This is a genomic window from Streptomyces sp. NBC_00670, assembly GCF_036226765.1.
Classification (GTDB): domain Bacteria; phylum Actinomycetota; class Actinomycetes; order Streptomycetales; family Streptomycetaceae; genus Streptomyces.
Genome location: NZ_CP109017.1, coordinates 163240 through 190041, shown reverse-complemented (window position 1 = coordinate 190041; position 26802 = coordinate 163240). Strand labels below are relative to the sequence as shown.

Genomic DNA, 26802 nt, shown 5'->3' with positions numbered 1-26802 from the left:
GGACCACCGTACGAGAAGGAGGCTTAACGGCGTGTGTAGTTGGAAACGATTATCACGACTGATCATCGGGGTGATGCCGCGATGATCGACTGACGCCTGAGCACGGGAGGTATTTCGTGAAGGACGCGCCCTTGTATCTGAGGCCGCGGGTCGACCCACCGCTCGCCTCATTGCTCGGGAACGCGCCGTTGTTGCACTCCCTGGCCGACGCCCTGGGATCGCCGCTGAACGTGCTGATCCCGGAGGCCGTCGCCGCGAACGCGGAGCGGTTCCGCTCCGTCTACCGGCGCCACCACCTGGCCGGGAGGGTGTACTTCGCTCACAAGGCGAATCGTTCCAGCGCCCTGGTGCGCAGACTCGCGGCCTGCGATCCGGCGGCCGTCGGCATCGACGTGGCCTCCCTGGAGGAACTCCGCCACGCACTGAGCTGCGGCTTCACCGGGGACCGGGTGATGGCGACCGGCCCCAAGGACCCCGAGTTCCTGTGGCTGGCCGCCCGGGTGGGCGCGACGGTGAACGCCGACTCGGTCGGCGAGCTGGACCAACTGGCCGTTCTCGTACGGAAGTACGCACTGGCCAGAACGCAGGTGCTGGTACGGCTGTCCGGCTTCGAGTCGGACCCCGTACCCGGCGGCGCCGGCACCCGGCTGCTTTCGCGCCGCAGCCGGTTCGGCACCCCGGTCGCCGAGGCCGACAGGCTCTGGACGGCGCTGGAACGGCACGCGGACTGCGTCGAACTCGTCGGCCTCGCCTACCACTTGGACACCACCGGCCTGGAGGAGAAGGGCCGCGCCCTGGAGCGCTGCGTGCTCCTCATGGACGACTGCCGCGCCCGGGGCCTCACGCCCCGCGCGGTGGACATCGGCGGCGGCTTCGGCGTCGGCTACGTCGAGGACGCCGGCGAGTGGGAACGCTGGACGACCGCGCTCAGCGAGGCCGTCCTCGGCACCCGCCCGCCGCTGACCTGGCGCGGCCACGGCTACGGCCTGCGCAACGAGGCCGGCACGGTCCGCGGCGCCGCCGCCCTCTACCCCGCCCACCGGCCCACCGCGGGCCCCGGCTACCTCGACGCACTCCTGACCCGCCCGGCCCCCGTCCTCGGCCGGTCCCCGGCCACCCTGCTCCTGGAGCACCTGCACGACCTGTACGTCGAACCCGGCCGCGCCCTCGTCGACCAGTGCGGACTGTCGCTGGCGCGGGTGCAGGAGGTGCGGTCCCTGGACGGCGATCCCGACCGGTATCTCGTGCGGCTCGGCATGAACGCGGGGGACGTCAGCCTGGAGGAGCACGGGGTCCTCGTCGACCCCGTCCTGCTGCCGCGCGGCGGCCCGCCCGAAGGGGCGGCGGACGGGACACCGGTCGGGGTCCACCTGGTGGGCAACCTCTGCCTGGAGGCCGATCTGATCACCCGCCGTCTGGTGTTCCTGCCCCGGCTGCCCCGGCCGGGGGACCTGCTGGCCTTCGTCAACACCGCCGGATACGTCATGGACTTCCACGCCCACCACGCACAACGGCAGCCGTCGGCACGGACGGTGGCGGTCACGGAGGAGGACGGCGCCTGGCGCTGGTGCCCGGACGAGAACTACTGGCCGCTCACACACCCGCAGGGAGTGCCGTCATGAGGTACGACAGCATCACCGAAGCCATCGGCAACACACCGCTCGTCCGCATCGACCCGGCGGTGCACGGTCTGCGCCACATCGACCTCTACGCCAAGCTGGAGATGCTCAACCCCTTCGGCTCCGTCAAGGACCGCCCGGCCTGGCACATGGCCCGGCCCCACCTTGAGGAGGCGGCGGGCGGCGACGGCACGGTCGTGGAGCTCTCCAGCGGCAACACGGCCAAGGCGCTCGCCCTGCTGGCCGGCATGCACGGGCTGAGGTTCAAGAGCGTCACCAACCGGATGCGCGTCCCCGAGATCAAGGAACTGCTCCTGCTGCTCGGCGCCGAGATCGAGGAACTGCCCGGCCAGAGCGAGTGTCTGGACCCCACCGACACCGACGACCCGCTCACCCGCTTCCACCAGGCGCTCTCCGAGCCCGGCAGCTCCTATCTGCACACCGACCAGTACTTCAATCCGCGCAACGTCGAGGCGCACGCGGCCGGCACCGGGCCGGAGATCGTCAAGGACCTCGACGGACGGGCACCGGACTGGTTCGTGGCCTGCGTCGGCACGGCCGGCTCCTCCACGGGCGTCGCCCGCGTCCTGCGCGAACACGACGCCGGCGTACGGGTGCTCGGACTGGTCGCCGACAAGTCCGACTTCATCCCCGGCATCCGCACCATCGACGAGGTCCACCAGGTCGGCCTGTTCGACCCCGCCACCTACGACCGGCTCGCCCCGGTCACCTCGCAGCAGGCCATCGACGGCATGATCACCCTGATCCGCCGTTGCGGACTGCTCTCCGGACCCACCGGCGGCGCCGCCTACCACGGGGCCGTACGCGAACTGGCCGCCGCCGACGCCGAACTGGAGGGCACCGGCCGCCGCCAGACCGCCGTGTTCATCGTCTGCGACCGGGCCGAGAGCTACCTCAGCTACGTACGGCAGCGCCGTCCGGAACTGCTCGGCAGGGCCCGGCGCGGGCACTCCCTGGCCTCGCTCGGCGACGAGGACGTCAGGGCGGCGGCCCGCGCGGTCGACGTCGAGGGCGCACGGCGCTGGATCGCGGAGGGCGAACCCCGCCCGATGGTCGTCGATCTGCGCGGCCCGCACGCCTACGCCGCCCTGCACATCGAGGGCTCGGTCAACATCGTCGACGAACTCTTCGATGAACTCGTGCGCGGCGGACTGCCGTTCAGCAAGCGCACCCCGGTACTGCTCGCGTGTCCGGTGGGGGAGAGGTCGCTGCGCTACGCGGCGCTGCTGACCCGCATGGGACACCCGGACGTCAGGAGCCTGGCGGGCGGGATCGTCGCCTGGCGGGACGCCGGCGCACCGCTGGTGAGGGAGTGAGCGTGGCAGGGGAGACGACCGCCGAAGTGCGTTCCTGGCAGGAGAAGGTGCGGACACAGTTCCCCATCGTCACCGCGCACCCGGACCTGGCGTATCTGGACAGCGCGGCCACCTCGCAGAAACCGCGGGCGGTCCTGGACGCCGTGCAGACCTACCTCACCACCACCAACGCCAACGCGGGCCGCGGCACCTACCCCTGGGCCAACCGCACCACGGAGCTGGTGGAGCGGACCCGGGAGCGGGTCAAGGAGTTCCTGGGAGACCCCCGGCCGGGGCGCTCCGCGGTCCACTTCACCAGCGGCACCACCGAGGGACTGCGCACCGTCGCCCGCGACTGGCTCGTGCCGTACCTGAAGGACGGCGACGAGATCCTCGTGCCCTTCACCGACCACCGGGCCAACCTGGACCCCTGGCTCGAAGCCCAGCGGCTGCTGGCCGCGCGCGGAGTCGAGGTGACGGTACGGGCGCTGCCCGTCCAGGAGTCCTCCGGCGACTACGACCACCGCGCCGTTGCCGGAATGGTCGGCTCCCGCACCCGGTTCGTCGCGGCGACGCACGTCCATCACGTCTACGGCGGCGACATGAACGTGCACCGGCTGCGCGCCGCCGTCGGCCCGGACGTGCCGATCTGCCTGGACGCCGCGCAGAGCGTCGGCCACCTCCCCGTCCAGGTCGACGACCCGGACCTCGACGTCGACTTCGTCGTCTTCTCCGGGCACAAGGCGCTGGCCCTGCCCGGCACCGGAGCGGTGTGGGCGCGCAACACCAGGGGGCCGGCGTTACGGCCCGGTGGGTGGCAGGGCACCCCCAACACGGTGGGCATCGTCTCGCTCCTGGCGGCGCTCGACTGGCTCACGGAGGCCGGCCCCGCCCGTATCGCCCGCCATGTCACCCGGCTGGCCACCCGCCTGACCGACCGTCTGGGACGCCTCGAGCCGTACGACGTCCTCGGCTGCCCCGCGAGCCTCACCGCGGACAGCGCGCTGCCCACGGCCCAGCGGCGGCACGGCATCGTCACCTTCCGGCACCGTGACATCCCCTCCGACGATCTGGGCTTCATCCTCTACAGCCACGGCTTCATGGTCCGGGCCGACAACCTCTGCCAGGCGGGCGCCGACGAGGGCGGCGGCTCCGTACGGGTCAGCCTGCACGCCTACAACACCGACGAGGAGATCGACCGCCTGCTGACGGTGCTGGCCTCACTGGAGTAGCGCACTGGAGTGGCGCATCCGAAAAGTTATTGATAATCGTTTCCACCTGTAGATTGTGCGGTGACCACAACAGGTGAGAGACGGATGAGGTGACAGGGCCGGATGGGTGTGAGCATGGGAGCGGCCGGTATGTGGGTCGAGCGCTGGGAACGGCAGCAGCGGCGCTACGCCGTGGACCGTGAGGAGCGGTTCGCGGTCATCGCCGACGTCACGGAACATCTCTGTGCCGGCCGTGACCGGCCGCTCCTGCTGGACCTGGGGTGCGGCCCCGGCTCGCTGTCCGTCCGGCTCGCCCGCCGGCTGCCGGACGCCGAGATCGTCGCCGTCGACATGGACCCCGTGCTGCTGGAACTGGGCCGCACCCATCACGCCGACGCCGCCCGGTACGTGGACGCGGTGATCGGCGAGGACGGCTGGACGGACGCGCTGGAACTGGAGCGCCCCGTGGACGTCGCCGTCTCGACGACGGCGCTGCACTACCTCCCCGCCCCCGTCCTGGGGCGCACGTACCGCGCCCTCGCGGCCCTGCTCCGCCCCGGTGGCGCGCTGGTCAACGGCGACCACTTCCCGCCGGAGGAGTCGCCCTGCGCGGACCTGACCGCCCATGTGGGGCGCCGTCGGGCCGAGCGGACCGGCGCCCACGGGCACGAGGACGAGGACTGGGAGTCGTGGTGGCGGGCCGCGGCCGCCGACCCCGAACTGACCGACCTGTTCGAACAGCGCGAGAAGAGCCGCCCGGCCTCGGGCGACGGCAACCAGCACCTCTCCGTGGCCCGCCACACCGAACTGCTCCACCGGGCGGGCTTCCGCCACGTCACCCCGGTGTGGCAGGCCGGGGACAGCAGGGTGCTGGTGGCCCTGAAGGGCTGAGAGCCGCCTGTCCGGCCGAACGGGACCGCGGGCGGCCGGAGTTCACAGCGCGAGGCTCATCAGGATCTCGTCCCGGTCGTCCCCCGGCGCCAGGCGCAGCGCCCCCGGCCACCGCCCGACCTCCGTCCACCCGGCCTTGCGGTAGAAGTGCTCCAGCCCCAGGCCCGCCCGTACCGACAGCTTCAGCCGCTCCAGGCCCATGTCCTCCTGTGCGATGTGGCGGACACGCCGCATCAGCGCCGCGCCGACGCCCCGGCCCCGCAGGCCGACCCGCGTCTGCACATGGTTGACCACGCCGCAGTGCGCCTCCAGCGGGTGCGCCTCCCGGCGGAGCACCAGCCACCCCGCCAGTGCGCCGTCGAGCGTGGCCGTGAGCAGGCGGCCGTGCTCGGGCGCCAGGCTCTCCGCGAGCCGGTCCACGGCGGGGCGCAGGGCGGCCGGTGTCACGGGCGGCGGTGGGCAGTCCGGCGGAACGACCGCCCCGCCGGCGTCGACCACCGCCGCCCAGCAGTCCGCCAGCTCCCCACGCAGGGGGCCGTCCACGTCCGAGGGCCGGGTGAACTGGGTGAGGGACAGACGGACGGGGAGGGGAACGGGGGCGGGGACAGGGGCGGCGGGCGTGGTGGGGCCGTCGGGCGCGCCGGTGGTGCTGGCTTCGTAGGAGTGCACGGTCGGAAGACTGCCCAAGCGGCGCCCGCTCACCCCACTGACGCACGCTCATTCCACCGGGCGCCCGGCACCCTCCCGTGCCGCGAAGGGGCGCTCCCCGGCCTCCCGCTCCTCCGACCCCTTGACGTAACGGCCTGCGGGACCGAAGAATTCAAGCCATCGTCTGACAACGTTGTCCAACCGAGAGGTGCCGCAGGTGCTGCCGAGATCCCCGATCGATCGCCGTCGCTTCGTCCAACTCCTCGGCGCCGCAGGCGCGCTCGCCTCGCTCCCCCTGACCCTCGGCAGCGGCGAGGCCCGGGCGCAGGGACGGAAGCAGGGCAACTCGGCCTCGGACCCGGTGGCGGACACCTATCACCGTGTCCTGCTGAACCACACCCGGTGGACGGAGACCCAGTGGGACGCGGCCCGCGGCTACTACACGGACAAGGACTTCGGCTTCGCCGTCGTGCTCGGCCACGCGGTCCTGCTCACACACGGCGGCTACGACGACGACCGGGCGGGGACCGACAGGCAGGTCCTCAAGGACCGCACCATAGCGACCATCAAGCACTTCGCCGCGTCCAACAGGCTGACGGGCGGCACCCAATGGGGCCGGACGCTGTTCTTCGACACCACGTTCCAGCTGTACTTCGTCCTCGCCGCGCGGTTGCTGTGGGACGACCTCGACGAGACCACGCGCGCCCGCGTGGACGCCATCGCCCGTGAACAGGCCGCCTACACCACCGCGTTGGGCACGGGCAACGACCCCGCCTCGGGGAGCTGGACCCCGCACGGTCTGCTCGGCGGCCACGAGGGGGACACCAAGCTCGAGGAGATGGGTGTCTACGCGCAGTCCCTGGCCCCGGGCCTGGCGTGGGCCGCCGACGACCCGCGGCACGATGACTGGGCCGAGGCCTTCGGCACCTGGTCGCGCAACGAGACCGGACTGCCCCAGGCGGACCTGGCGAACCCGGCGCGCGTGGACGGGGTTCCCGTCTCCGACAACACCGCCCGCAACCTGTACGACACCTTCATCGTCGAGAACCACGGCTCGTTCGGACCGCACTACCAGGAGGAGCTGTGGCGCACGTCGGGCCGTAACGCCGCCCACTTCATCGCCGCGGGCCGGGCGATGCCACAGGTGCTCACCCACCAGCCGAACGCCGACCAGCTGTGGAGCACCCTCCTCGGCGTGATGAGCGACGCCGGTGAGCCGCTGATGCCCATGGTCAACGACCGTGAACACCTCTACGGCCGTGACGTGATCCCGCTCGTGTTCCTCGCCCAGGTGCTGGGGGACAGGGCGGCCGCCCGGGCGGAAGCCGCGCTGGCGGAGCGGCTGGAGGCGTACCAGAGCTACCCGCCCGAGTTCAGGATCGCGAAGTTCTCGGGCGAGCCGAAGTACGAGCCGGAGGCGCGCGCGGAGCTCGCCATCAGCTACCTCCTGCATCTGTGGGCCGGCGATCAGGGCCGCACGGTGCGCCCCCTCTCCTCGGACGAGCTGTTCGAGCGCGCCGCGGGGGTCACCGACTTCGGCTCCGGCCCCGGCCTGGTGTCGCACCAGACGCCCGCGGCATGGGCGGGCGCCGTGACCAAGCCCGGCTTCGTGAAGTTCGCCTGGCAACCGGGCCACGACGACTGGCTGTTCAAGCTCAGCGGCGCCACGGCGATGTTCCTGCCGGCGACGTCACTGAAGGCGACGGAACGCCGGGTGCGGACGTACCGCAGGATCCGGGACGGGTTCGACGGCAGCGCCACGATGCTCCAGGTGGGGGCCGGGTACGCGGGATTCACCACGCTTCCCACCGGCGCCGTCGTGTACGCGACGTCGGGCGTCGCGGCGGGGGAGGGGCACCTGGAGATCCACAACCTGACCATGCCGGGTGTGCCGGGCCTGACCGGGGCGCGGACCTACCGCTTCGCCGAGGGAAGCGCCACCGTGGCCTCCTCCGACTCCAAGCCGGCCTCGTCGGCCGCGCGCGTCGACGAGGTGACGTTCAAGCGCACCGAGGTACGGCATGTGCGCATGCTCGGTGTGCGGCCCGACCCGGCCTACGGATACTCGCTCTTCGCCCTCGAAGCGCGCGACGGGGCGGACGGCGCCGATCTGGCCCGAAGCGGCACGGCCACCGCCTCGTCCTACGACACCGGCAAGGAGCCGGCGCTGGCGGTGGACGGCAGCGCGACCACCCGGTGGGCCGTCTCACGGGCGGACCGTCCCCGTGCGGACAGCTGGCTCGCCGTCGACCTGGGGGCTCCGCACGCGGTGGACCGGGTCACCCTGCGCTGGGAGGCCGCCGCGGGGCGCGCCTACACGGTGCAGGGGTCGGCCGACGGACTCCGGTGGGAGGACCTCGCCTCCTGGCCGGTGCCCGACGTCACCAGCCGGGGCGGCTGGCTGGACGTCGACGGCCGCGCCGGCCTGGTGGTACGGGGTTCGGACTCCCGTCTGACCGTCCACCAGGACGAGATCATCCTGGCCGACGGCCCGGCCGCGCCCCTCGTGGTCGAGGGACTCCCAGGCGCCTCACCCCGCACGCTGCGCGAGCGGGCCGCGGCCCCCACGCCACGCGCGGACGCCGAAGCCGTCCGCGCGGCTCTCACCGACGACCACCTCAGCCTGTTCAACCTGTCGGACGAGCCCGTCACCACGCGCGTCGACATACCGCAGACGGGAACCGGCAGGCTGCTCTTCGAGGGACGCCAGACCGTCACCGACGAGGGGACCGCCTACGACGCCGCACTCGACGCGGCCGAAGCCCGGTTGCTGCCGCCCCGAGTGACCCTGCGCCCCCTCGACGGCCGCCGGCTGCCGACGGGCCTGCGGGCGCGGGTGCTCGACGGCGCGTCGGTCGAACTCACGGGAGCGGCCTGCCGTGTACGGGTGACCGCTCAGGGACGCAGCGAGGTGGCCGTGGTCCGCGCGGGCCGTACCACGACGGTCAGCCTGAAGCAGGTGACCGCCTATCCCCTGCGCGATCTGGCACTGGGCCGCACGGTGTTCCCGACCAGCCCGCTGCCGCCGGGCATGTCGGACCCGTCCGCCGCTGTCGACGGCGATCCGGCGACGGCGTGGACGCCCGGTCCGCACGGCCGTCTGGTCGTCGACCTCGGCGCCGATGTCCGTGTCCGCGACATCCGCACGGACTGGACGAACGGCCATGTCCCCACGCTGCACGCCGAGTTCAGCAGTGACGGCCTCACCTACACCCCGGCAGGCCGGCTCACCGGCCGTGCCCGCACCCGGCACCTCGGCACGGACGTCACCGCCCGCTACGTGGCCCTGGCGACCGACGCGGAGCACGGCAACGGTGCCCGTCTGGTCCGCCTCTCCCTGGGGTGACACCGGGCCGAACGCCGGCCGGTCGCTCCCCCTGCGACGCCGTGCGGTGACCCGCCCGCCGTCGGCCGACGGCGGGCGGGCCGTGGTGTCGACAACGATGTCGGCAGCGCGGCCCGCGCGGGTCCCTACGGGGTGCGGACGGCGTCACTGCCGTAGAGCTCCCTGGTGAAGGCGGTGATGTCGGCGCTGCGGTCGGTGTTGTCGAGGTTGTACGTCAGATAGACGCCGTATCCCTCACTGACGGTGCGGCGGGCGAGGTCGGCGGCCGTGCCGCGTGGCGTGCGGCCGATCTCGACGGCCGCCGGTGACAGCTTCGACTTGGGCAGTGCGATGCGGGGCACCTGCCAGCTGCCGTAGTAGGGATTCCAGGCGTAGTCGAACGTGCTGGAGATGTCCTTGCCGCCGTAGGACAGACGAGAGGCGGCAGGACCGATGTTGTACAGGCTGATGATCTTGTCCGGCAGATCCGCGCGCAGTGCCGTCACCAGCTGCACGAAGGAGCCGGCGTTGGGCTGTGCCGTGCCGTTGTTGCCGTACTCGGCGTATTCGTCGTCGAAGTCGATGCCGTCGAGGCCGTACGTGCGCACGGCGTCCGACAACTGGTGCGCGAACGCCGAGGCCGACTGCTGTGACGGGAAGTTGGCGAATCCCGCGCCCTGGTGGTTGCCCAGCACCGAGAGTACGACCTTGATGCCCTTCTGCTGCAGTGGCCGTATCTGGGTGGCGGCGTTGTCCAGAACGCGTTGCACGTTGTCGTTGAAGTGCAGGTACGCCGTCTTCGTGGCCGTGTCGTAGTTGATGTTCGCCGCGAAGATCACGGCGATGTCGAAGACGTTGCCGCCCTGGGTGAGCGTGTACGTGCCGGCGTTGAGCATGCTGTTGTTGTTCACCTCGATGTAGGCCACCGAGGTCGGTCCCTGCTTGGCGGGCGCGGGTGCGGGCGCGGGTGCGGGTGTGGTGGCCGGGGTCGCTGATGCGCCGGTCGTGACGGTGGTGCCGAGGACCAGGACCGTGACGGCCGAAAGCGTGAGCGCGGCGGTGCGTACGGTGCTCCGTAGCGGAGTGAACATCGTTGGCCGGTCTCCCCTCGCGTGGTTGGTGTCCGACGTGCTCGAGGACGCTGGGTGAGCTCTCCCAGCTTTCCACTTTTCTGACTGCACACCGACAAGCGTGCGTCAACTCTTCACGGCTTCCGCACGTGCCTGGAGCGTGGCCCGCAGCCGTTCCCCGCTCGCCCCGCCGGCACCGGGTCACCCACTGGGATGAACGCCGCCGGATTCGCGGATGGGGCAGGAGCGGCGACCGGATAGTGAGGGGAGACAGGAGGGCGCTTCGTACCGTCTCGCCCTTCTCTCTCCGCCCCATCGCTGCCCCTCACCCCCGCCCAGGAGGACACATGGTCGACACGGAGCCACGGAACGCCGAAGCGCACGGCGTCGACGGGGGAGTCGGCGCCACCGCGCTGCTGGTCGCCGCGGCCCGGGCGCTGGAGACCCACCGCGAGGACAGCCTCGTGCGGGACGTCCACGCCGAGCGGTTCGTGCGCGCGGCCGTCGCGTCCGCGGGCTGGCCCGTGCGGCCGCACCAGGTGCCGGACGTGGACACCAATCCCCTGTGGGGCCGCTTCGCACGCTACTTCGGCCTGCGCACGAGGGTTCTCGACGACTTCCTCCTCCGCTCGGTGCGGGACGGGGCACGCCAGGTGGTTCTGTTCGGCGCGGGCCTGGACAGCAGGGCGTTCCGGCTCGACTGGCCCGAGGGCCGCGTCCTGTTCGAACTCGACCGGGAAGGCGTGCTGGAGTTCAAGCACCGGGTGCTCGCCGGGGCGCCGGCGACGCCCCGGGTGACCCGCGTGCCGGTGCCGATCGATCTGCGTGCCGACTGGGAGGGCGCGCTGACCGGCGCGGGCTTCGACCCGGCAGTGCCGACGGCATGGCTGGCGGAGGGGCTGCTGTTCTATCTGCCTCCCGCCGCCGAACGTCAACTCATCGACGCCGTCGACCGGTTGAGCGCACGCGGAAGCACCCTGGCGTACGAGGTGAAGCTGGAGAAGGACCTGCGGGCGTACCGCGACAGCGCGCTCTACACCGCGACGCGGGAACAGATCGGCATCGACCTGCTGGACCTCTTCAACGGCGAGCCACGCCCCGACTCCGTCGGGGATCTGGCGGGCCGGGGCTGGTCCACCGTGGTGCGTACGCCCTTCGACTTCACCCGCCGGTACGGACGGGGACCGCTGCCCGAGCCCAACGACGCGCTGGAGGGCAACCGTTGGGTGTTCGCGGACAAGCCCGCCGGGTCCTGACCCGTGGGCCCGGGGCGGGCGGCGCGCGGGCCCTCATGGCGAAGGGGTCGCGACCCCGTGCCGCGGGATCAGGACCGGTTTGACGACGAGGCCCGCCTCGCAGTCCCGTTCGGCCTCGTTGACGTCGGCGAGCGGATACGTACGGATCAACTGGTCGAACGGGAAGCGCCCGGCCCGCCACAGTGCCGTCAGCCGGGGGACGAGGAGCGCGGGCACCGCGTCCCCCTCGCAGATGTGGGAAATCGTGCGGCCCTGCTCCAGCGTGCCCACGCCGAGAGTCAACGGGGTGTGCAGCCGGGCCACGAGACCGAGGTGCCCGGTGGGCCGCAGCGCCAGGAGCGCGTCGTTGATCAGCCTGCCGGAACCCGTGGTGTCCAGCGCGTACCGTGCGCCGCCGTCGGTCAGCCGCCGGATGCGGCCGGGCAGATCGGGTGTGGAGGCGGGGAGCGGTGAGGCGTGGAACCTCTCGGCGAGCCGGAGCCGTTCGGGGTGCCGGTCCACGGCGACGGCCACCGCCCCGGCGGCCGTCGCCGCCATCACCGCGGCCAGGCCCACCGCCCCCGCCCCGAGGACGACGACGGTGTCGCCGGGGCCGGCACCGAAGGTGTTCAGCACCGCGCCGGCCCCGGTGAGGAAGCCGCAGCCGAGCGGCCCGAGCAGCTCCAGGGGCAGCGAGGGATCCACCCGGACGGCGTTGCGCGCCAGGACCAGCGCGAAGCCGGCGAAGGCGGACTGGCCGAACCAGCGGGGAGCCAGCGCGCCCCCGGCCGCGTCCGTGAACCGTGCGGCGTGCTCCTGACGCCCGCCGAACAGGTTCAGCGGCGCGAACGAGTCGCAGTAGGCGGCCGCCGCGCCCCGGCAGTGCGCGCAGTGCCCGCAGGAGTCGAAGCTCAGTACGACATGATCGCCGACGTCCAGACCCGTGCCGGAGCCGCCGGTCTCCACCACGACACCGGCGCCCTCGTGGCCCAGCACCGCGGGCAGCGGGGAGCGGCCCGCCGAGCGCCGGACCGCCAGATCCGTGCGGCACATCCCGCAGCCGGCGATGCGCACCAGCACCTCGCCCTCGGCCGGTCCGGCCGACAGGAGCACCTCCTCGACGGCGAAGGGGGCGTCGTACGCGCGCAGCACCGCCGCGTCGAATCTCAGGGGCACGTCTCCTCCGGGCGGTGGACGACGAACGGCTGGAGGTTGCCGTACAGACCCCACGGCCCGCCCGCCACCCCCACACCGCTCTCCTTGGTGCCCGCGAAGGGCTGGGCGAGGGAGAGCTCGGCGTGGTGGTTGATCCACGCCGTGCCGCAGTCGAGCCGGCCCGCGACCTCCTCGGCCCGGTCCAGGTCCGTGCCCCACACCGAGCCGCCCAGCCCGAAACCGGTGCCGTTGGCGGCCTCGACGGCGTCGTCCAGGCGGGTGTACGGCAGCACCGGCAGGACGGGGCCGAACTGCTCCTCGGTCACGATCGGGCTGTGGGCGGGCACGTCGGTCAGGATCGTCGGGGCGAAGAAGTGGCCCGGCCCGGCGAGGCGCCCGCCACCGGCCGCGGCGCGGGCACCGGCCGCCAGCGCCTGGCGGGTGCGGTGTGCGACACGGGCGAGCTGCGGGGCGTTGTTGAGCGGGCCGAGCCGGGTGGCCGGATCGAGCCCCGGCCCGACGACCGTGTCCCGGGCGCGCCGCGCGAGCGCCTCGACGACCTCCGGGTGGCGCCGGGCGGGGACGTAGAGGCGTTTGACGGCCATGCAGACCTGGCCGCAGTTGCGGAAGGCGGCCCAGAACAGCCGGTCCGCGACGGCGTCCACGTCCACGTCCTCCAGCAGGATCGCGGCGTCGTTGCCGCCCAGCTCCAGGGTGACCCGGGCGAGCGTGTCCGCCGCCGCGCGGGCGACGGCCCGCCCCGTGGGGATCGAACCGGTGAAGGTCACATGCCGGATCCCGGGGTGGGAGACCAGCCGGGCGCCCAGGGGCTCACGTCCGGTGACGACCGTCAGGACGTCCGCGGGGAGGGCGGCCGAGAGGACGGTTGCCAAGTGCATGGTGGCCAGTGGGGTGTACGGGGAGGGCTTGAGCACCACCGTGTTGCCCGCGGCGAGCGCCGGGGCGAACTTCGCCGCCGCGAGCTGGAGCGGGAAGTTCCACGGCACGATCGCGGCGACCGGGCCCAGCGGACGCCAGCGCAGTTCGCTGCGGACCGGCCGCTCGTCGACGAGGGGGCGGGGGCGGCCGTGGTCCAGCGCGGCGAAGTAGCGCAGCCGTGCGGCGGTACGGGCGACCTCCGCCCGCGACTCGGCCAGCGGCTTGCCCTGTTCCCGGGTGAGCAGCGGCGCGAGGTCCGCCCCGGCCGCCTCCACGGCGTCGGCCGCCGCGCGCAACGCGGCCGCACGGGCGGCGGGATCCGACCGCCACCCGTCCCAGGCGGCACGGGCGCGGTCGACCACCGCGTCCAGTTCCTCGGGCCGCAGCTCGGGGGCCGTGTCGACGGCCTCGCCCGTTGCCGGATCGGTCACGGTGAACCGTCCGGCGCGGGTGGCGGAGGTGCGGGCGGGGCGCCGGGCCGGCATCCGGGCGGTCAGCTCGCGGCGGCGACGGCCGCCGCGTGCGCCTGGACGTGCCGGTCCATCTCCGCCCGGAAGGCGGCCACCAGAGGAGGCCGGATCCGGCCGGCGTTGCGGTCACCGCCCTCGCAGACGGCCCCGCGCACCCCCACGATGTCCGTGCCCATACGCGCCAGTTCGCCGAGATCGGTGGCCTTGACGCTGCCCGCGAGGGCGGCGAGGAGCCCGGCCTCGTGCGCCAGCTCCACGAACCGGGCGCAGACCTCCGGCGGGGTGTGGTCGAACAGCCGTGACCCGTCCTTGACGGCCGTGTCGAGCATGGCCCCGTCGGAGCCGGAACGGCGGGCGATGTCGGGCAGCGCGAGCGGATTGACGCAGCCGATCCGGTGGGCGTCGGCGTAGCCCGAGGCGACGACGAACGCGTCGGGCCGGTGGTCCTTCACGGCCCGGACGACCCCGCGCATGACCTCCACGGCCTGCTCTGGCGTGGTGCAGCCGTAGAGCCCGACCTTGATGTACGAGGCCCCCGAGACGACCGCGCCGAGCGCGGCCTGTGCCACCGTACCGGGCTTGTAGGGCACGTCCCCCACGGTGGCGGAGACCGGCTTGTCCGCCGGGACCGCCTCGCGGATCGCTCTGATCACCCAGGGATAGTTCGCGCCGAGCGAGCCCTCGTCGGGCTTCTTGACGTCGACGATGTCCAGGTGTTCGGCCGCCTTCGCGCAGTCGAGGGCCTCCTCGACACTGTCCGGTGAGACGAGAAGCAACATGTGCACTCCTTCCCCGTGTACGCGCCGGCCACGACGGGCAGGCCGCGCCGTCACGGAATCCCGGGCGATCACCTCATGGTCACAGCGGCCCGACGGCCACCGATAGAGCGCACGGAATCCGAACCGCACCGCCACGGCACACCGCACACCCCCCGAGTGCGCCGCCCGCGCCGGTGGACATCCGGCCCGTCGTGTGCGGCGGCCGACCCGCCGGCCCCCGAACGAAAGGCGCTCGCGCGGGCGAGGCGGCGGGTTCACCCGCCCGGGAACTCACCGCCACCCCCGTCCGACTCCTGAGGCGGAACCACTCACCCCACCCGCACCCCCTCGCGCAAGGAGTCCGTATGCCGAGAAACCGGCGGCCGGTTGCCGCCGTGCCGGCCGCGGCGGGCCCGGTGCTGGAGGTGCTCACGCCGGACCTCCTCGCCGACGTCTTCGGCGTCCGCGCGAGCGCCGCGCGCCACACCGACGGCGTCGTCCGCCTCACCTACGCGGCCCGCCCCCTCGCACACGACCCCGGCCACCGCGAAGGCGAAAGGGTCACGGGCCGTGGCGGACCACCCGGGTCGGAACCGTGACCCGGCGCGCGGCCGGCGGGGCCGCGTCACGCTGTTCGAGGCGGTCGATCAGCAGTCGTGCGGCCTGCCGGCCGATCTCGTCGGCGTCGTAGGAGACCAGCGTCAGCGGCAGCCCGAGGACGTCGGAGAGGTCGAAGTCGTCGAAACCGGCGACGGGAAGGGTGACCCCCGCCTTGTACAGGGCCCGGATCGCGCCCTGGCTGATCCGGTTGTTGGTGCAGAACAGCGCGGTGGGCCGCTCGTCCTGTCCGAGCAGTTCGACGGTGGCCCGCTCCGCCGCGGCCGAGTCGACCAGCCCCTGACGGATGAGGGCGTTGTCCGGCTCGGTGCCGACCTCCTCGTGCGCCGCCCAGAAACCGCGCAGGCGTTCGGCGCCGGTGTAGAGCGCCGGCGGATTGCCGAGGAACGCGATCCGGGTGTGCCCGTCGGCCAGGAGGCAGGCGGTGGCCTCGCGCGCGCCGTGGAAGTCCTCGACCAGGACGCAGTCGGTGTCCAGCCCCGCGGGCGGGCGCGCGGCGAAGACGACCGGGACGTGCCGCATGGCCGCGGCCAGATGCTGCTGCCGGCTGCCCGCCGGGACCACGATCAGCCCCTCGACCTGGTGGTCGACGAGCCCGTCGATGAGCTCGGGCTCCCGCTCGGGCTGCTCGCCGGAGTTGCTGAGCAGCATGCGGAAGCCGTACTCCGTCGCGATCTCCTGGACGCCGAGCGCGAGCCGCGAGTAGAAGGGGTTGGCGAGGTTGGTGACGACCAGGCCGATCATCCCGCTGCCCCCGAGGCGCAGACTGCGCGCGGTCTGGTTGCGGCGGTAGCCCAGCCGGTCGACCGCCGCGAAGACCCGCTCGCGCGTCGCCTCGGACACGCCGGGGTCGTTCTTGAGCACGCGGGACACGGTCATGGCGCTGACCTGCGCGAGCCTGCCGACATCGTGCATGGTCGGCCCGCTGCCCCGGCGAGCGGTCATGCCCCTGCCCCTTCCTCCGTCTGCCTGCACCCGCGCCCCCGGCCTCACCGGGCGTCCGGGACGCCCCGCACCCACTCGGCCGCCCCGGTCAGGGGAGCCTCCTCGGGGTGCCGGGCCGGCCGGACGGGTACGTCGTCCGGTCCGCCGCCCGAGGCCAGCCCCGCGGTGAGCGCGGGGTGGATCAAGTCCCACGACTGGGCCATGGAGCCACCGACGACCACCGCGGTGGCGTCGAAGCGGTCGATCCAGGGAGCCAGGGCCAGGCCGAGTGCCTCGAAAGCGTAGCGGAAGGCCGACACCGCGGCGGCGTCGCCCGCCGTGGCACGTGCGGCCAGCTCACGGACGTCGGGGAGGAGTTGCCCCGTCCCGGGGGAGAGGCGCGCGTAGTGACCCCGGATGCCGCGGCGGGAGACGGTGTCCTCCAGCGGGCGGCCGTGCACCGTCAGCCGGTGCACATGCCCGTGCGGCGGGACCAGCGGGCCGGTGTGGACGGGACGTCCGGCGGCCAGGAACGAGGACCCCACCCCCGTGCCCAGCGTCAGGCAGACGACACGGTCGTGGCCCGCGGCGGCACCGGCGCCGTACTCGCCGAGGGCGAACGCGTCGGCGTCGTTGAGGAAGCACAGCCGCTCCGCCCGGCCGTCCAGCCGCGCGCGCAGACCCGCCCCGACGTCGACGCCGGACAGCGACTCGAACTTCCCCACGCCGGTGAACCGGCCGACGCCGGTGGCGTAGTCGAAGGGGCCGGGGATCGCCACGCCCCAGCGCCCGCCGTGTCCGGCGGGCAGCGCGAGGGCGGCCCCGGCGACGGCGTCGAGGAGGTCCCCGGCCGCCGCCCGCGGGTCCAGCGGCGCGCGGAGCACCGTCGAGGGAACGGGCCGCTGCGTGCCGGGGTCCACGAGCGCGGCGGTGACATGCGTACCGCCGATGTCGAGGACCGGCACCGGGGCCCGTCCCGTGCGGGCGTCGTTCACGGTTCGACCACCAGCGCCTTGACGATCCGCACCTCGCCGCCGCCCAGCGCGCGGACGCGGTAGGCGCCGACGGAGGCGGGGACGGTGAGGGTCTCCGCGAAGGCCAGCGTGTGCGTACGGCCGTCGTGCGTCTCGACGACGGCGCCCTCGCCCGCGGCGACGTTGAGGATGTGGAAGCGGCCCGCGGTGTCGTCGCGGGCCTCGTGGCCCTCCGTCACGACGAGGCGGTGCACCGCGTAGAACATCTCGGGCAGCGCGCCGAGGACCTCCTCGCGCCAGCCCTCCCCGGAGCGGAGCGTGCGTGGCTGCTGGACGAGATCCTTGGTGACGTCCGCCCCGCGCCGGGCGGTGTCCAGGTTGGCGAAGCCGTGCGCGTAGGGCAGCGGACGGGAGGCGCCGGCGGCGTCCTTGCGCAGCCAGTCGTACAGCCGCAGCGAGTACAGGTACGGCGTCGCGCTCACCTCCAGCACCAGGTTGCCCGCGCCGGAGGCGTGCGGGGTGCCCGCCGGGATCATGAAGAGCTGCCCCACGGTCGCCGGGTGGGACTGGACGTGGTCCTCCACCGGCATCGGGGTGCCGTGGGCGATGGAGTCCTCCACCTGGCGCCGCATGAGGTCGGGGTCCGCCCCGTCGGTGAGCCCCAGCAGCACCCGGGAGCCGTCCTCGCCCGCCGTGACGTAGTACGTCTCGTGCTGGGTGTACGGCCAGCCGAAGACCTCCCGCATGTACTGCTCGCGGGGGTGGAGGTGCAGCGACAGGTTGCCGCCGCCCATGGTGTCGAGGTAGTCGAACCGGATGGGGAAGGACGTGCCGAACCGGCGGTGCACGTCCTCGCCGAGCATCTCCTCGGGGTGCTCGACGCACAGCAACTGGAACGGGAGCTCGACCTGAGCCCCGCCCTTCTCGCCGACCAGGACGCCCGCCTCGGGCGCGATCAGCTCGTAGCCGAGGGCCGTGTTGCCCGCCTGCGGGGTGAAGCCGAGCTCGCTCGCCGCCCACTGGCCGCCCCACGGGGTGGAGTTGAAATAGGGGCGGGTGCGCACCGGGCCCCGGGCCAGCTGGGCCAGCGTGGCGCGCAGCGCGGTTCCGTCCAGGGAGGCCGGGCGGGCGGGGTCCTGGACGTCGATCCACCTCTCGACGCGGCCCGCGAGCGCGTCGCGGTGCCGGTCCTGTACGGGCCAGTCGGTGTAGAACAGGCGGACGAGATCGCCCGGTGCGGTGGGTCGCCCCAGGTTGACGCCGACCGGGAGCGCGCCCCTGGCCACGGCCGCCTCGGCGTACCGCTTCGGCAGGTCCGCGTACCACAGCACGTCCGCCTCGCACAGCGCGGCACCCGGCCCGTACACCACCGACACCCCGTCCCCGGCGGGGCGTTCGGCCTGCGGAACGGCGTCGAACAGGTCCGCGACCCGGGCCGTGGACAGGGGGGTGAAGAACGGGTCGCCGTCGGGGACGGGGCGGGCGGCGATCCGCTCGGCGGCGTCCACCGCGTAGTGCTCGCGGACATCGAGGAACGACGCCTCGCGGCCCGTGGCGCGCACGGCTCCCGCGAGGCCGTCGGCCAGCGCGGCCCAGTCGAGCGCCGCGGGACCCTCCACCGCCAGGACGAGCGGGCCGGGCGGCAGCGCCGCGGCCGGGACGGACCAGCCGGCGGCCACCTCCCCGGCGGCCGGCGGATAGCTGGGCAGAGGGTCGTACGAACGGGACACGGGCACAGCTTGCTCCTTGCTCGGCTCCACGGTGTCAGTTAACGATAACAACGCTTGGCCGAAGGTGTCCATGGTGGTTCGGATGTCTCCATGAAACTCGTGTGCGTCCATAACCAGCATGTTTACTGGCATCGGCTCGCCGCGCGGATTCTTTTCCTTTCGAAGCCTTGCTACCGCTGGAATGGTGTCGTTAACCTCCACGCAACACGTACCGGGCAGCTCCGGGGTTCCTCCGGCGTCGCGCGCCCTGTGCTTCACATCCGGCCATGCAGTGGCCCGATTCCGTGAAGGTGATCAATGTCAGCATCGGGCAGGACCAGCCGTGCGGCGGAGCCGCTCGCCCGGCGCCGCTTCCTCGCCGGGGTGGCCGCCGGCGCGGCCGCCCTGACGGCCGGGGGCTGCGCACGGGGAACGAGCACGTCCGCACAGCCGGGCACCACGAGCATCTCCAACGACAACGCCACCTGGGACGACGGCTACCGCGCGGCCGGCCAGGAGCTGAAGAGGATCACCGGGTACTCGCTCAGGCCGCTGTCGAACCCGTCGGTCACCTCCTATCAGCAGGTCGTGCAGATGACCTTGCAGACCTCGAAATCCTCCGACCTCGTGAAGTGGGCCTCCGGCTACCAGCTCAAACGGCTGGCCCGGGCCGGCGGCCTCACCGACCTGGGCGGGGTCTGGAAGGGGTACGCGGACAAGGGCTGGGTCCGCGGCGCGTCCCGGGACGCCTTCTCCTACCGCGGCACGGTGTACGGCATCCCGCTGTACGAGTCGTACTACGTGCTCTTCTACAGCAAGCCGGTGTTCAAGAAGCTGGGCCTGTCCGCCCCGGCGAGCTGGGACGAGCTCCTGCACTGCGCCGAAGTCCTCAAACGCAACAAGATCACGCCGTTCCTCGCCAGCCAGGTGGGCGGCTGGCCCGCCATCGAGTGGTTCCAGGAACTGGTCAGCAAGACCGACCCGCACTTCTACCAGCGGCTGGTGGCCGGGCAGGCCTCCTACACCGACGAGCCGGCCCGCCGGGCGATGGACCTCTGGCAGGACTTCATGCGCAAGGGCTGGATGACACCCCCCGACTTCGACCAGGCACGCGGTCCCGGCGCCCTCAAGGAGGGCACGCTGGGCATGTTCCTGCACGGCACCTGGCAGGCCGCCGGCATGGCCGCGGCGGGCATGAAAGCGGGCACCGACTACGGCGCCTTCCTCCTGCCGACGGTGCGCCCCACCACCGCCAAGAGCGTGATCGCCGAATCGGGCGTCTTCGTCGTGCCCAGCCGGGCCTCCTCGCACCAGGCGGCCATGGCGAACGTCGCGGCCTGGCTCGACCCGTCCGTGCAGCGGGTGTGGAGCGACTTCCTCCAGGACAGCTCCGCCAACCCCACGGTGCGCTCGAGTAACCCGGTGGTGGCGGCACTCCAGCGGGACATCGCCCGCGACCACCGGCTGCCGCTGGTCCGCTACTGGGAGGCCAGTCCGCCCAGCCTCATCCAGGGCAACACCGACGACCTCGGCGGCTTCATGGCCGGGCAGACCTCACCGGCCACGACCCTGCGCCGGATGCAGGAGCGCGCACACGACGAATGGGCGGCCTGGAAGCGAGACGAAGCATGAGCACCTCCCTCACCTCCCTCACCTCCCTCACCGACCGACGCCCGCCGAGCGCGGCCGACGGACCGACCGCACCCCGGCGCACGGCCCCCGGGCACTCCCGGCACACCCTGCGCGAACGGCTGGCGGCCGGCGGTTTCATGGCCCCGGCCGTCGTCCTGGTCGCCCTGTTCCTGCTGGCCCCCTTCGTGTGGACGGTCTACCGCAGCCTCTTCGGCGACTCGCGGACCTCGCCGTTCAGCTGGTTCGACAACTACGCGCTGTTCGCCTCCGACCCGGCCCTGGCCCGCTCCGTCCAGAACACCCTGCTCTGGGTGGTCGGCACGGTCGCCCTCCCGTTCGTGCTCGGCCTCGCCATCGCCTGCATGACCAACGCCGGCCGCTTCTCCCGCCTCGCCCGGCTCTGCGTCGTCCTGCCCTACGCGCTCTCGGGTTCCGCGGTGGCGGTGGTGTGGAACTTCATGCTCACCACCGACGGCGCCGTCAACCAGGTCCTGACCACCCTGGGCCTGGACTCACTGGCGCAGGGCTGGCTGCTGACCTGGCCCGGCAACACCCTGGTGATGATCCTCGCCAACGCCTGGCAGGCCACCGGTGTGGCCGTCATCCTCTTCCTCGTCGGACTGCAGTCCATCCCGCCCGAGACCCTGGAGGCCGGCGCCCTGGACGGCGCGAGCGGCTGGCAGCAGTTCCGCCACATCGTCCTGCCCCAGCTCCGCCCCGTGTCGATCATCGTGATCGGGATGAGCCTGGTCAACGGCCTCAAGTCGTTCGACCTGATCTGGGTGCTCACCCAGGGCGGCCCCGGACGGGCCACCGAGACACTCGCGGTGTCCATGTACAACGAGACCTTCCTGGAACTGCGGCCCGGCGCGGGAGCGGCGATCGCGGTCGTCCTCACCGTGATCGTGCTGGCGGCCTCCTGGCTCTATCTGCGCCGCCAGCTCGACGTGAAAGGCGTGTGACCCATGTCCCTCGGCCGCGTACTGCGCAACGCCACCATCGCCGTCCTCGCCCTGCTGTGGCTGGTGCCCACCTGGCTCCTCGTCGTCAACGCGCTGGTCCCCGCGACGAGTTACTCCGGCAGCCCGCACTGGCTGCCCCAGGACTTCGGGCTCTTCGACAACATGTCCCAGGCCTGGGACAAGGCCCACCTCGGACCGGCCCTCGGCAACAGCCTCCTGTACGCCGTGGTCAGCGCCGTGGCCGCCGCGGTGCTGGCCGGCTTCGCGGCCTTCGCCACCGTCATCATGCCCGTCAGACGGCAGGCGGTGTGGTTCTGGGTCATCTACTCCGGCACCCTCCTGCCCCTCCAGGTCTTCCTGCGGCCCCTGTTCCTGTCGTACGCGCACACCTCGCTCTACGACACCCAGCTCGGGCTCGTGCTCATCTACACGGCGATCGCGGTCCCGTTCGCGTTCTTCGTCCTGCGCAACTACGCCCTGACGCTGCCGCGCGAGGTCGTGGAGGCCGCGCGCATCGACGGCGCCTCCTGGTGGCGGGTGTTCTGGCAGATCCACGTCCCGCTGACCCGGTCCGCGATGATCGCCGTGTTCGTGTTCCAGTTCGTGGCCGTCTGGAACGACCTGATGTTCGGCATCACCATGGTCACCAGCCGCAACATCCGGCCCGTGATGGCCGCGCTCGCCGATCTGCAGGGCAACTACTCCAACGTCGGACCGCCCGTCGTCCTGGCCGGCGCCCTGCTGGTCTCGCTGCCGACCCTGGTGCTGTTCTTCTCCGCCCAGCGCTTCTTCGTCAGCAGCCTGAAGATCCACCGCTGATCCCGCACGCCTCTTCCCCTTCCGTCGTCACCAAGGGACACCTCGATGCCGCGCTCACTGCTCACCCGTGCCGCCGCCCCCGTACTCTGCGCCGGACTGCTCTGGACCGCCGCCCCCGCCCACGCCCAGAGCCCCGCACCCGCCCGCCCCGTCACCTCCGGTACCTGGGCCGACCGCGCCACCGGCGCCTACCGGGCGCTCCAGAACCACCTGTACGAGGGCTCCGACCACCACGGCCTGTACCTGGAACACACCCCCCGGCAGGCCGGCGACCAGGAGCACTCCTTCCTCTGGCCGTTCCGCGAGGCCGCGCAGGCCGCCGTCGACATGCAGGAACTGCCGGGCACCGGGCCCGCCTACCGGCAGGACGCGGCCGAGCGCTTCGACACCGCCGAGCTGTACTTCGCCGGCGGCGACCGCCCCGGCTACGCCTCCTATCTGCCCGCCCCCCTCGGCACGGGCGGCGACACGTACTACGACGACAACGCCGTGGTCGCCCTCACCGAACTCGACCAGTACGAGGCGACCGGCGAGGCACGCTACCTGGAGCGGGCCGAGCGGATCCTGCCCGTCGTCTCCCGGGCCTGGGACGAGGACACCGCCAAGGCCTGCCCGGGCGGCATGGACTGGTACGACTCGCCGAACAACACCATCCGCGCCACCAACGTCACCGCCCTGTCCGCCCAGCTCGCCGCGCGCCTCTACACGCACACCCACGACCGCGCCCACCTGGACAAGGCGGAGCGGTGGTACGGCTGGGTGTACTCCTGCATGCGCAAGGCGCCCGGCCTGTACGTCAACGACCGCGGCGACGACGGCACTACGAACGAGACCCTGTGGACCTACAACTCCGGCGCCATGATCGGCACCGCCACCGCGCTCTACCGGGGCACCGGAGACACCGGGTACCTGAAGAAGGCGGTGGCCGACGCCCGCGGCTCCCTGGCGTACTGGACCGAGGGCAGCAGGCTGCACGACCAGCCGGCCGTGTTCAACTCCTTCTACTTCAAGGACCTGCTCGACCTGGACGCCGTCCGTCCCGACCCCGCCTACCTCAAGGCCATGAGCACCTACGCGGACAGCACCTACAAGTCCAACCGGGACCCCGCCACCGGGCTGTTCCGCTTCCAGCCCTCCAACGGCGGCGACTACGACCCGGCGGCGCCGGCCGCGACCCTCAACCAGTCGGCCATGGTCCAGATCTTCGCCACCCTCGCCGACGCCACCCGGCACAAGCACCGGCGTTCCTGACGCGACGGACCGCACCACCCCCACCGGCGCTCCCGACGCTACGGACCGCACCGCCGCACCCCCAACGCAAAGGACCTCACCGCACCATGTCCAAGCCACCGCTCACCCGGCCCTCCTGGTGGGACGCCGACCTCGCGCGCGACCTGCTGAAGGAGCGCGTGGCCACCACCGCCCACCTCGGCGGCGCGCGGGTGCGGCTCTCCGGCGAGCCACTGCTGCGCCACGACGGCAGGGGCGGCCTGCTGCAGTCCGTCCGGCTGCGGGTGGACCGCCCCGACGGCACCCGCCCGCCGCGCCTCACCAGGGCCCGGATCACCACCGCCGGGGGCACCCCCGTCCACTGCGAGCTGCTCCCGGGCCCGGACGGCGACACCCGCCTCCTCGTCCCCGAAGTGACCGCGCCCACCCCCCTGTCGATCGAACTCCCCGAACTCCAGGAGGGCACCGCCCTCCCCTTCGAGGCACACCCGCAGCGCCACTGGACCCTGCACCTCGTCCAGCACTCCCACCTGGACATCGGCTACACCGACCCGCAGGGCAGGGTGATGGCCGAGAGCCGCGCCTACCTCGACTCCCTCCTGGAACTGTGCCGCGACACCGACGACTGGCCGGAGCCCGCCCGGTTCCGCTGGGCCGTCGAGGGGTTCCACTCCTTCCAGGACTGGCGGGCCCACCGGCCCCGGCGCCAGGTGGACAACTTCCTGGACCGGGTCCGCGAGGGACGCGTCGAACTCACGGCCATGCCGTTCAACCTGCACACCGAGACCTGCTCCACCGACGAACTGCACGAACTGCTGCGCCCCGTCGCGGAGTTGCGCGAACGGCACGGCATCGAGCTCACCACGGCCATGCAGACGGACGTGCCCGGCCAGGTCGTCGGGCTGCCCGACGTCCTCGCGGACAACGGCATCCGCTACCTGTCCGTCGCCCACAACTGGGCAGGCCGCGCCGTGCCCCACCTCGTCGGCGGGGAGCACCTGCCCCGGCTGTTCCGCTGGCAGGCGCCCAGCGGCAACAGCGTCCTGGTGTGGCGCACCGACACCCCGCACGGCCTGGCCTACATGGAGGGCTCGATCCTCGGCTTCGACGAGTCCTACGACCACGTCGACGACCTGCTGCCCGCCTACCTCGGCGCCCTGGCCCACTTCCCCTACCCCCACCAGGGGCGCGGCATCCCCGGCTTCCCCGCGCTCGACCTGCCCGGCACGGCGGACCCCTACCCGTGGGACGTCCTGCACCTGCGGGTGCTCGGCAAGTTCGCCGACAACGGCCCGCCCCGCCGCATCATCTCCGACACCGTGCGCCGCTGGAACGAGGAGTGGGCCTACCCGCGGCTGCGCGCCTCCCGCAACCAGGACTTCTTCGAGGACGCGGAGAAGCGGGTCGGGGACCGCCTGGAGACCTACCGGGGCGACTGGACCGACTGGTGGGTCGACGGCGTCGGCGCCGGCGCCGTCCCGCTGGCCGCCACCCGGCGCGGCCAGGCGGCCCTCGCCGAGGCGCAGACCGTGGCCGGGTACGCCCAACTGCTCGGCGTACCCGACAGCACGGCGGTCACCGCGGGCGCCCCGGCCGTCTACCGCTCCGCCTCGCTGTTCAACGAGCACACCTGGGGCGCCGGCGACCCCTGGACCCACGGCGACCACGGCCACGGCTCCGGCGAGACGCAGTGGCACTGGAAGTACGCCCAGGCCCTGCGCGCCCACGACGACGCCGAGACCCTCCTGGACGCCGCCTCCGCCCTGCTGGGGGAGGCCCTCGCCCCCGCCGCCGACGCGCTCGCCTCCTTCTACGCCGTCAACACGTGCAGTTGGCCGCGGACCGAGACGGCCCGGCTCTTCCTCCCGGAGAGCACGGTCGCGCTCGACGAGGCGGTCCACGTCCTCGACGGACGCACCGGAGAGCCCCTCTCCTTCGCCGAGGAGGCCCAGAGCAACGACCGCCACCGCGCGGCGGGCCGCTTCCTGAACGTACCCGTCACCGACGTGCCGGCCTGCGGGGCCGTGCGCCTGGACGTCGTCACCGGCACCGCCTCCCCGGCGCGGGAGGACGCGTCGGCGGCGGGAACCGTCCTGGAGAACGACCACCTGCGCGTCACCGTCGACCTGCGCGAGGCATGCGTCTCCTCCGTCGTCGACAAGGCCACCGGCCGCGAGATGGTGCGCCAGGACGCCGCCGTCGGCTTCAACGGGTACGTCTACGACGAGTACGCCACGGCCGGCGGCTTCAACCACCAGTCCAGCAAGACCGTGGCCGACGACTCGATGCACCTGCTCGCCTCCCGCAGCACCGCCCCGCCCGCCGCACTCGTCGACCGCACCACGGACGCCACCGGCCAGACCCTCGTCTACGAGTGCGCCCCCGCCGGCACCCGCAGGCTCCGCGTACGGGTGCACCTGCCGCACCATGCGGCCCGTCTCGACATCGAGAACCGGATCGACAAGAGGGCGACCCTCACCAAGGAGAGCGCCTACTTCGCCTTCCCCTTCGCCCTCGACCGCCCCACCGTGCACACGGAGACCACCGGCGGCGTCCTGGGCACCGACCGCGAGACCGTGCCGGGCTCGGCGGCCCACATGCGTGCCGTGCGGCGCTGGATCAGCCTCAGCGACGGTACGCACCACGCCGCCCTGGCGACGGCCGACGCCCCGCTCGTGCAGCTCGGCGGAATCGCGATCCCCTACGTGCCCTACCCGCCGTCACTGCCCCGGGAGGAGCCGGGCACCGTCTTCTCCTGGGTGCACAACAACATCTGGGACACCAACTTCCCCGCCCAGCAGGCGTTCGACCACGTCTTCCGCTACAGCGTCGGCTTCACCACGGCCGAGGAGGACCCCTCGGCGCACGCCGCACGTGTCGCCGCCGTCACCAGCCACCCCCTGGTGCCGGTCCGCGCCCGTGCCGGAGCCGGGGCCGTGTCCCCGGCGCGGACACGGTTCCTGACCGTGGACGACCCCCGGGTACGGCTCGTCGGGCTCACCATCCCCGCCGACGGCCAACTCCTGGTGCGCCTGCAATCGGTGGCCGACACGCCCGTCACCTGTCGTCTGCACACCCCCTTCCCGGTGGCCCGCGCGGCGCGCACCACCTATCTGGGGCTGGCCCCGCGCGACATCGGTCCGCGGCCGGACGGCGCGGTCCCGGTCGACGTTCCGGCGCTCGGCACGGCGGCGGTCGTGCTGCACCTGTCCGCGTCCGGGAGCGGAGCCTGATCCGCGGGACGGCTCCCGCGGACGGTATGTGCTCCGGCACACGGGCACGCCCGCCTCTGTGTGC

Annotated in this window: 19 protein-coding genes and 1 pseudogene; 12 read left to right on the top strand and 8 right to left on the bottom strand. The window is 72.8% G+C overall.

The window, feature by feature from the left end; all coding sequences use genetic code 11:
* The first annotated feature begins 116 nt into the window (after positions 1 to 116).
* The 4 genes from OIE12_RS00845 to OIE12_RS00830 all read left to right on the top strand — a co-directional run bounded on the left by OIE12_RS00845 (position 117) and on the right by OIE12_RS00830 (position 5037).
* Positions 117 to 1622 (top strand): Y4yA family PLP-dependent enzyme, encoded by a 1506-nt coding sequence (locus tag OIE12_RS00845; RefSeq protein WP_329130598.1) that lies wholly within the window; start codon positions 117 to 119, stop codon positions 1620 to 1622.
* Positions 1619 to 2956 carry a pyridoxal-phosphate dependent enzyme gene (locus OIE12_RS00840; protein WP_329130596.1) on the top strand — a complete coding sequence of 446 codons (1338 nt, stop codon included), beginning with the start codon at positions 1619 to 1621 and terminating at the stop codon, positions 2954 to 2956. The genes OIE12_RS00845 and OIE12_RS00840 overlap by 4 nt, the downstream gene beginning before the upstream one ends.
* A gap of 2 nt (positions 2957 to 2958) precedes the next feature.
* Entirely contained in the window at positions 2959 to 4167 is a 1209-nt protein-coding gene (locus tag OIE12_RS00835) for an aminotransferase class V-fold PLP-dependent enzyme (protein WP_329130594.1), read from the top strand.
* Positions 4168 to 4269: 102 nt separating this feature from the next.
* Positions 4270 to 5037 (top strand): class I SAM-dependent methyltransferase, encoded by a 768-nt coding sequence (locus tag OIE12_RS00830; protein WP_329130592.1) that lies wholly within the window; start codon positions 4270 to 4272, stop codon positions 5035 to 5037.
* A gap of 42 nt (positions 5038 to 5079) precedes the next feature.
* On the opposite strand, the gene OIE12_RS00825 is transcribed toward OIE12_RS00830, so the two are convergent.
* A complete protein-coding gene (locus OIE12_RS00825; RefSeq protein ID WP_329130590.1) occupies positions 5080 to 5706 on the bottom strand; it encodes a GNAT family N-acetyltransferase in 627 nt (208 codons plus the stop codon).
* Positions 5707 to 5902: 196 nt separating this feature from the next.
* Here OIE12_RS00825 and OIE12_RS00820 point away from each other — a divergent pair, with 196 nt between their 5' ends.
* A complete protein-coding gene (locus OIE12_RS00820) occupies positions 5903 to 9031 on the top strand; it encodes a discoidin domain-containing protein (RefSeq protein WP_329130588.1) in 3129 nt (1042 codons plus the stop codon).
* Between the two features lie 125 nt (positions 9032 to 9156).
* On the opposite strand, the gene OIE12_RS00815 is transcribed toward OIE12_RS00820, so the two are convergent.
* Positions 9157 to 10101 (bottom strand): endo-beta-N-acetylglucosaminidase H, encoded by a 945-nt coding sequence (locus OIE12_RS00815; protein WP_329130586.1) that lies wholly within the window; start codon positions 10099 to 10101, stop codon positions 9157 to 9159.
* Between the two features lie 326 nt (positions 10102 to 10427).
* Here OIE12_RS00815 and OIE12_RS00810 point away from each other — a divergent pair, with 326 nt between their 5' ends.
* Positions 10428 to 11336: an SAM-dependent methyltransferase gene (locus OIE12_RS00810; protein WP_329130584.1), complete on the top strand. Its 909-nt coding sequence runs from the start codon at positions 10428 to 10430 to the stop codon at positions 11334 to 11336.
* 33 nt (positions 11337 to 11369) lie between these two features.
* Here OIE12_RS00810 and OIE12_RS00805 read toward each other — a convergent pair whose 3' ends face one another.
* Genes OIE12_RS00805 through OIE12_RS00795 form a run of 3 tightly spaced genes read right to left on the bottom strand, consistent with a single transcriptional unit; the run spans position 11370 to position 14658 of the window.
* Complete coding sequence (locus OIE12_RS00805) at positions 11370 to 12485, bottom strand: alcohol dehydrogenase catalytic domain-containing protein (RefSeq protein ID WP_329141688.1); 1116 nt, start codon at positions 12483 to 12485, stop codon at positions 11370 to 11372.
* Entirely contained in the window at positions 12482 to 13894 is a 1413-nt protein-coding gene (locus OIE12_RS00800; RefSeq protein WP_329130582.1) for an aldehyde dehydrogenase family protein, read from the bottom strand. Before OIE12_RS00800 ends, OIE12_RS00805 begins: the two co-directional genes overlap by 4 nt.
* Before the next feature lie 8 nt (positions 13895 to 13902).
* Positions 13903 to 14658, bottom strand: a complete 756-nt coding sequence (locus tag OIE12_RS00795) for a (5-formylfuran-3-yl)methyl phosphate synthase (RefSeq protein WP_329130580.1) — start codon at positions 14656 to 14658, stop codon at positions 13903 to 13905.
* Between the two features lie 383 nt (positions 14659 to 15041).
* Here OIE12_RS00795 and OIE12_RS00790 point away from each other — a divergent pair.
* A pseudogene (locus OIE12_RS00790) lies at positions 15042 to 15236 on the top strand (ABC transporter ATP-binding protein); the annotation flags it as partial.
* On the opposite strand, the gene OIE12_RS00785 reads toward OIE12_RS00790, so the two are convergent.
* From OIE12_RS00785 to OIE12_RS00775, 3 genes are read right to left on the bottom strand one after another with little or no spacing between them, the layout of a single operon-like run.
* Positions 15199 to 16200, bottom strand: coding sequence for a LacI family DNA-binding transcriptional regulator (locus tag OIE12_RS00785; RefSeq protein WP_329130578.1), 1002 nt, complete (start codon positions 16198 to 16200; stop codon positions 15199 to 15201). The pseudogene OIE12_RS00790 and the gene OIE12_RS00785 overlap by 38 nt on opposite strands.
* A gap of 44 nt (positions 16201 to 16244) precedes the next feature.
* Positions 16245 to 17174: an ROK family protein gene (locus OIE12_RS00780; RefSeq protein WP_329130576.1), complete on the bottom strand. Its 930-nt coding sequence runs from the start codon at positions 17172 to 17174 to the stop codon at positions 16245 to 16247.
* The gene (locus OIE12_RS00775) at positions 17171 to 18889 is read right to left on the bottom strand and encodes a class I mannose-6-phosphate isomerase (protein ID WP_329130574.1); all 1719 of its coding nucleotides are present in this window, start codon (positions 18887 to 18889) and stop codon (positions 17171 to 17173) included. The genes OIE12_RS00780 and OIE12_RS00775 overlap by 4 nt, the downstream gene beginning before the upstream one ends.
* A 291-nt stretch (positions 18890 to 19180) precedes the next feature.
* On the opposite strand from OIE12_RS00775, the gene OIE12_RS00770 reads away from it, so the two are divergent.
* From OIE12_RS00770 to OIE12_RS00750, 5 genes are all read left to right on the top strand, one after another.
* The gene (locus tag OIE12_RS00770) at positions 19181 to 20494 is read left to right on the top strand and encodes an ABC transporter substrate-binding protein (RefSeq protein WP_329130572.1); all 1314 of its coding nucleotides are present in this window, start codon (positions 19181 to 19183) and stop codon (positions 20492 to 20494) included.
* Positions 20491 to 21456 (top strand): carbohydrate ABC transporter permease, encoded by a 966-nt coding sequence (locus tag OIE12_RS00765; protein ID WP_329130570.1) that lies wholly within the window; start codon positions 20491 to 20493, stop codon positions 21454 to 21456. Before OIE12_RS00770 ends, OIE12_RS00765 begins: the two co-directional genes overlap by 4 nt.
* Before the next feature lie 3 nt (positions 21457 to 21459).
* On the top strand, positions 21460 to 22275 hold the full coding sequence (locus OIE12_RS00760; protein WP_329130568.1) for a carbohydrate ABC transporter permease: 816 nt from the start codon (positions 21460 to 21462) through the stop codon (positions 22273 to 22275).
* Positions 22276 to 22320: 45 nt separating this feature from the next.
* Positions 22321 to 23526, top strand: coding sequence for a glycoside hydrolase family 76 protein (locus tag OIE12_RS00755; RefSeq protein WP_329130566.1), 1206 nt, complete (start codon positions 22321 to 22323; stop codon positions 23524 to 23526).
* Between the two features lie 86 nt (positions 23527 to 23612).
* Positions 23613 to 26738 (top strand): glycoside hydrolase family 38 C-terminal domain-containing protein, encoded by a 3126-nt coding sequence (locus OIE12_RS00750; RefSeq protein ID WP_329130564.1) that lies wholly within the window; start codon positions 23613 to 23615, stop codon positions 26736 to 26738.
* The last annotated feature ends 64 nt before the right edge of the window (positions 26739 to 26802 follow it).

What these genes read in the sequence shown, in the direction of transcription:
- OIE12_RS00840 (WP_329130596.1), top strand. Translation starts at nt 1,619, where the DNA reads ATGAGGTACGACAGCATCACCGAAGCCATCGGCAACACACCGCTCGTC.
- OIE12_RS00830 (WP_329130592.1), top strand. Translation starts at nt 4,270, where the DNA reads ATGGGTGTGAGCATGGGAGCGGCCGGTATGTGGGTCGAGCGCTGGGAA.
- OIE12_RS00815 (WP_329130586.1), bottom strand. Translation starts at nt 10,101, where the DNA reads ATGTTCACTCCGCTACGGAGCACCGTACGCACCGCCGCGCTCACGCTT.
- OIE12_RS00810 (WP_329130584.1), top strand. Translation starts at nt 10,428, where the DNA reads ATGGTCGACACGGAGCCACGGAACGCCGAAGCGCACGGCGTCGACGGG.
- OIE12_RS00800 (WP_329130582.1), bottom strand. Translation starts at nt 13,894, where the DNA reads ATGCCGGCCCGGCGCCCCGCCCGCACCTCCGCCACCCGCGCCGGACGG.
- OIE12_RS00795 (WP_329130580.1), bottom strand. Translation starts at nt 14,658, where the DNA reads ATGTTGCTTCTCGTCTCACCGGACAGTGTCGAGGAGGCCCTCGACTGC.
- OIE12_RS00785 (WP_329130578.1), bottom strand. Translation starts at nt 16,200, where the DNA reads ATGACCGCTCGCCGGGGCAGCGGGCCGACCATGCACGATGTCGGCAGG.
- OIE12_RS00770 (WP_329130572.1), top strand. Translation starts at nt 19,181, where the DNA reads ATGTCAGCATCGGGCAGGACCAGCCGTGCGGCGGAGCCGCTCGCCCGG.
- OIE12_RS00765 (WP_329130570.1), top strand. Translation starts at nt 20,491, where the DNA reads ATGAGCACCTCCCTCACCTCCCTCACCTCCCTCACCGACCGACGCCCG.
- OIE12_RS00760 (WP_329130568.1), top strand. Translation starts at nt 21,460, where the DNA reads ATGTCCCTCGGCCGCGTACTGCGCAACGCCACCATCGCCGTCCTCGCC.
- OIE12_RS00755 (WP_329130566.1), top strand. Translation starts at nt 22,321, where the DNA reads ATGCCGCGCTCACTGCTCACCCGTGCCGCCGCCCCCGTACTCTGCGCC.
- OIE12_RS00750 (WP_329130564.1), top strand. Translation starts at nt 23,613, where the DNA reads ATGTCCAAGCCACCGCTCACCCGGCCCTCCTGGTGGGACGCCGACCTC.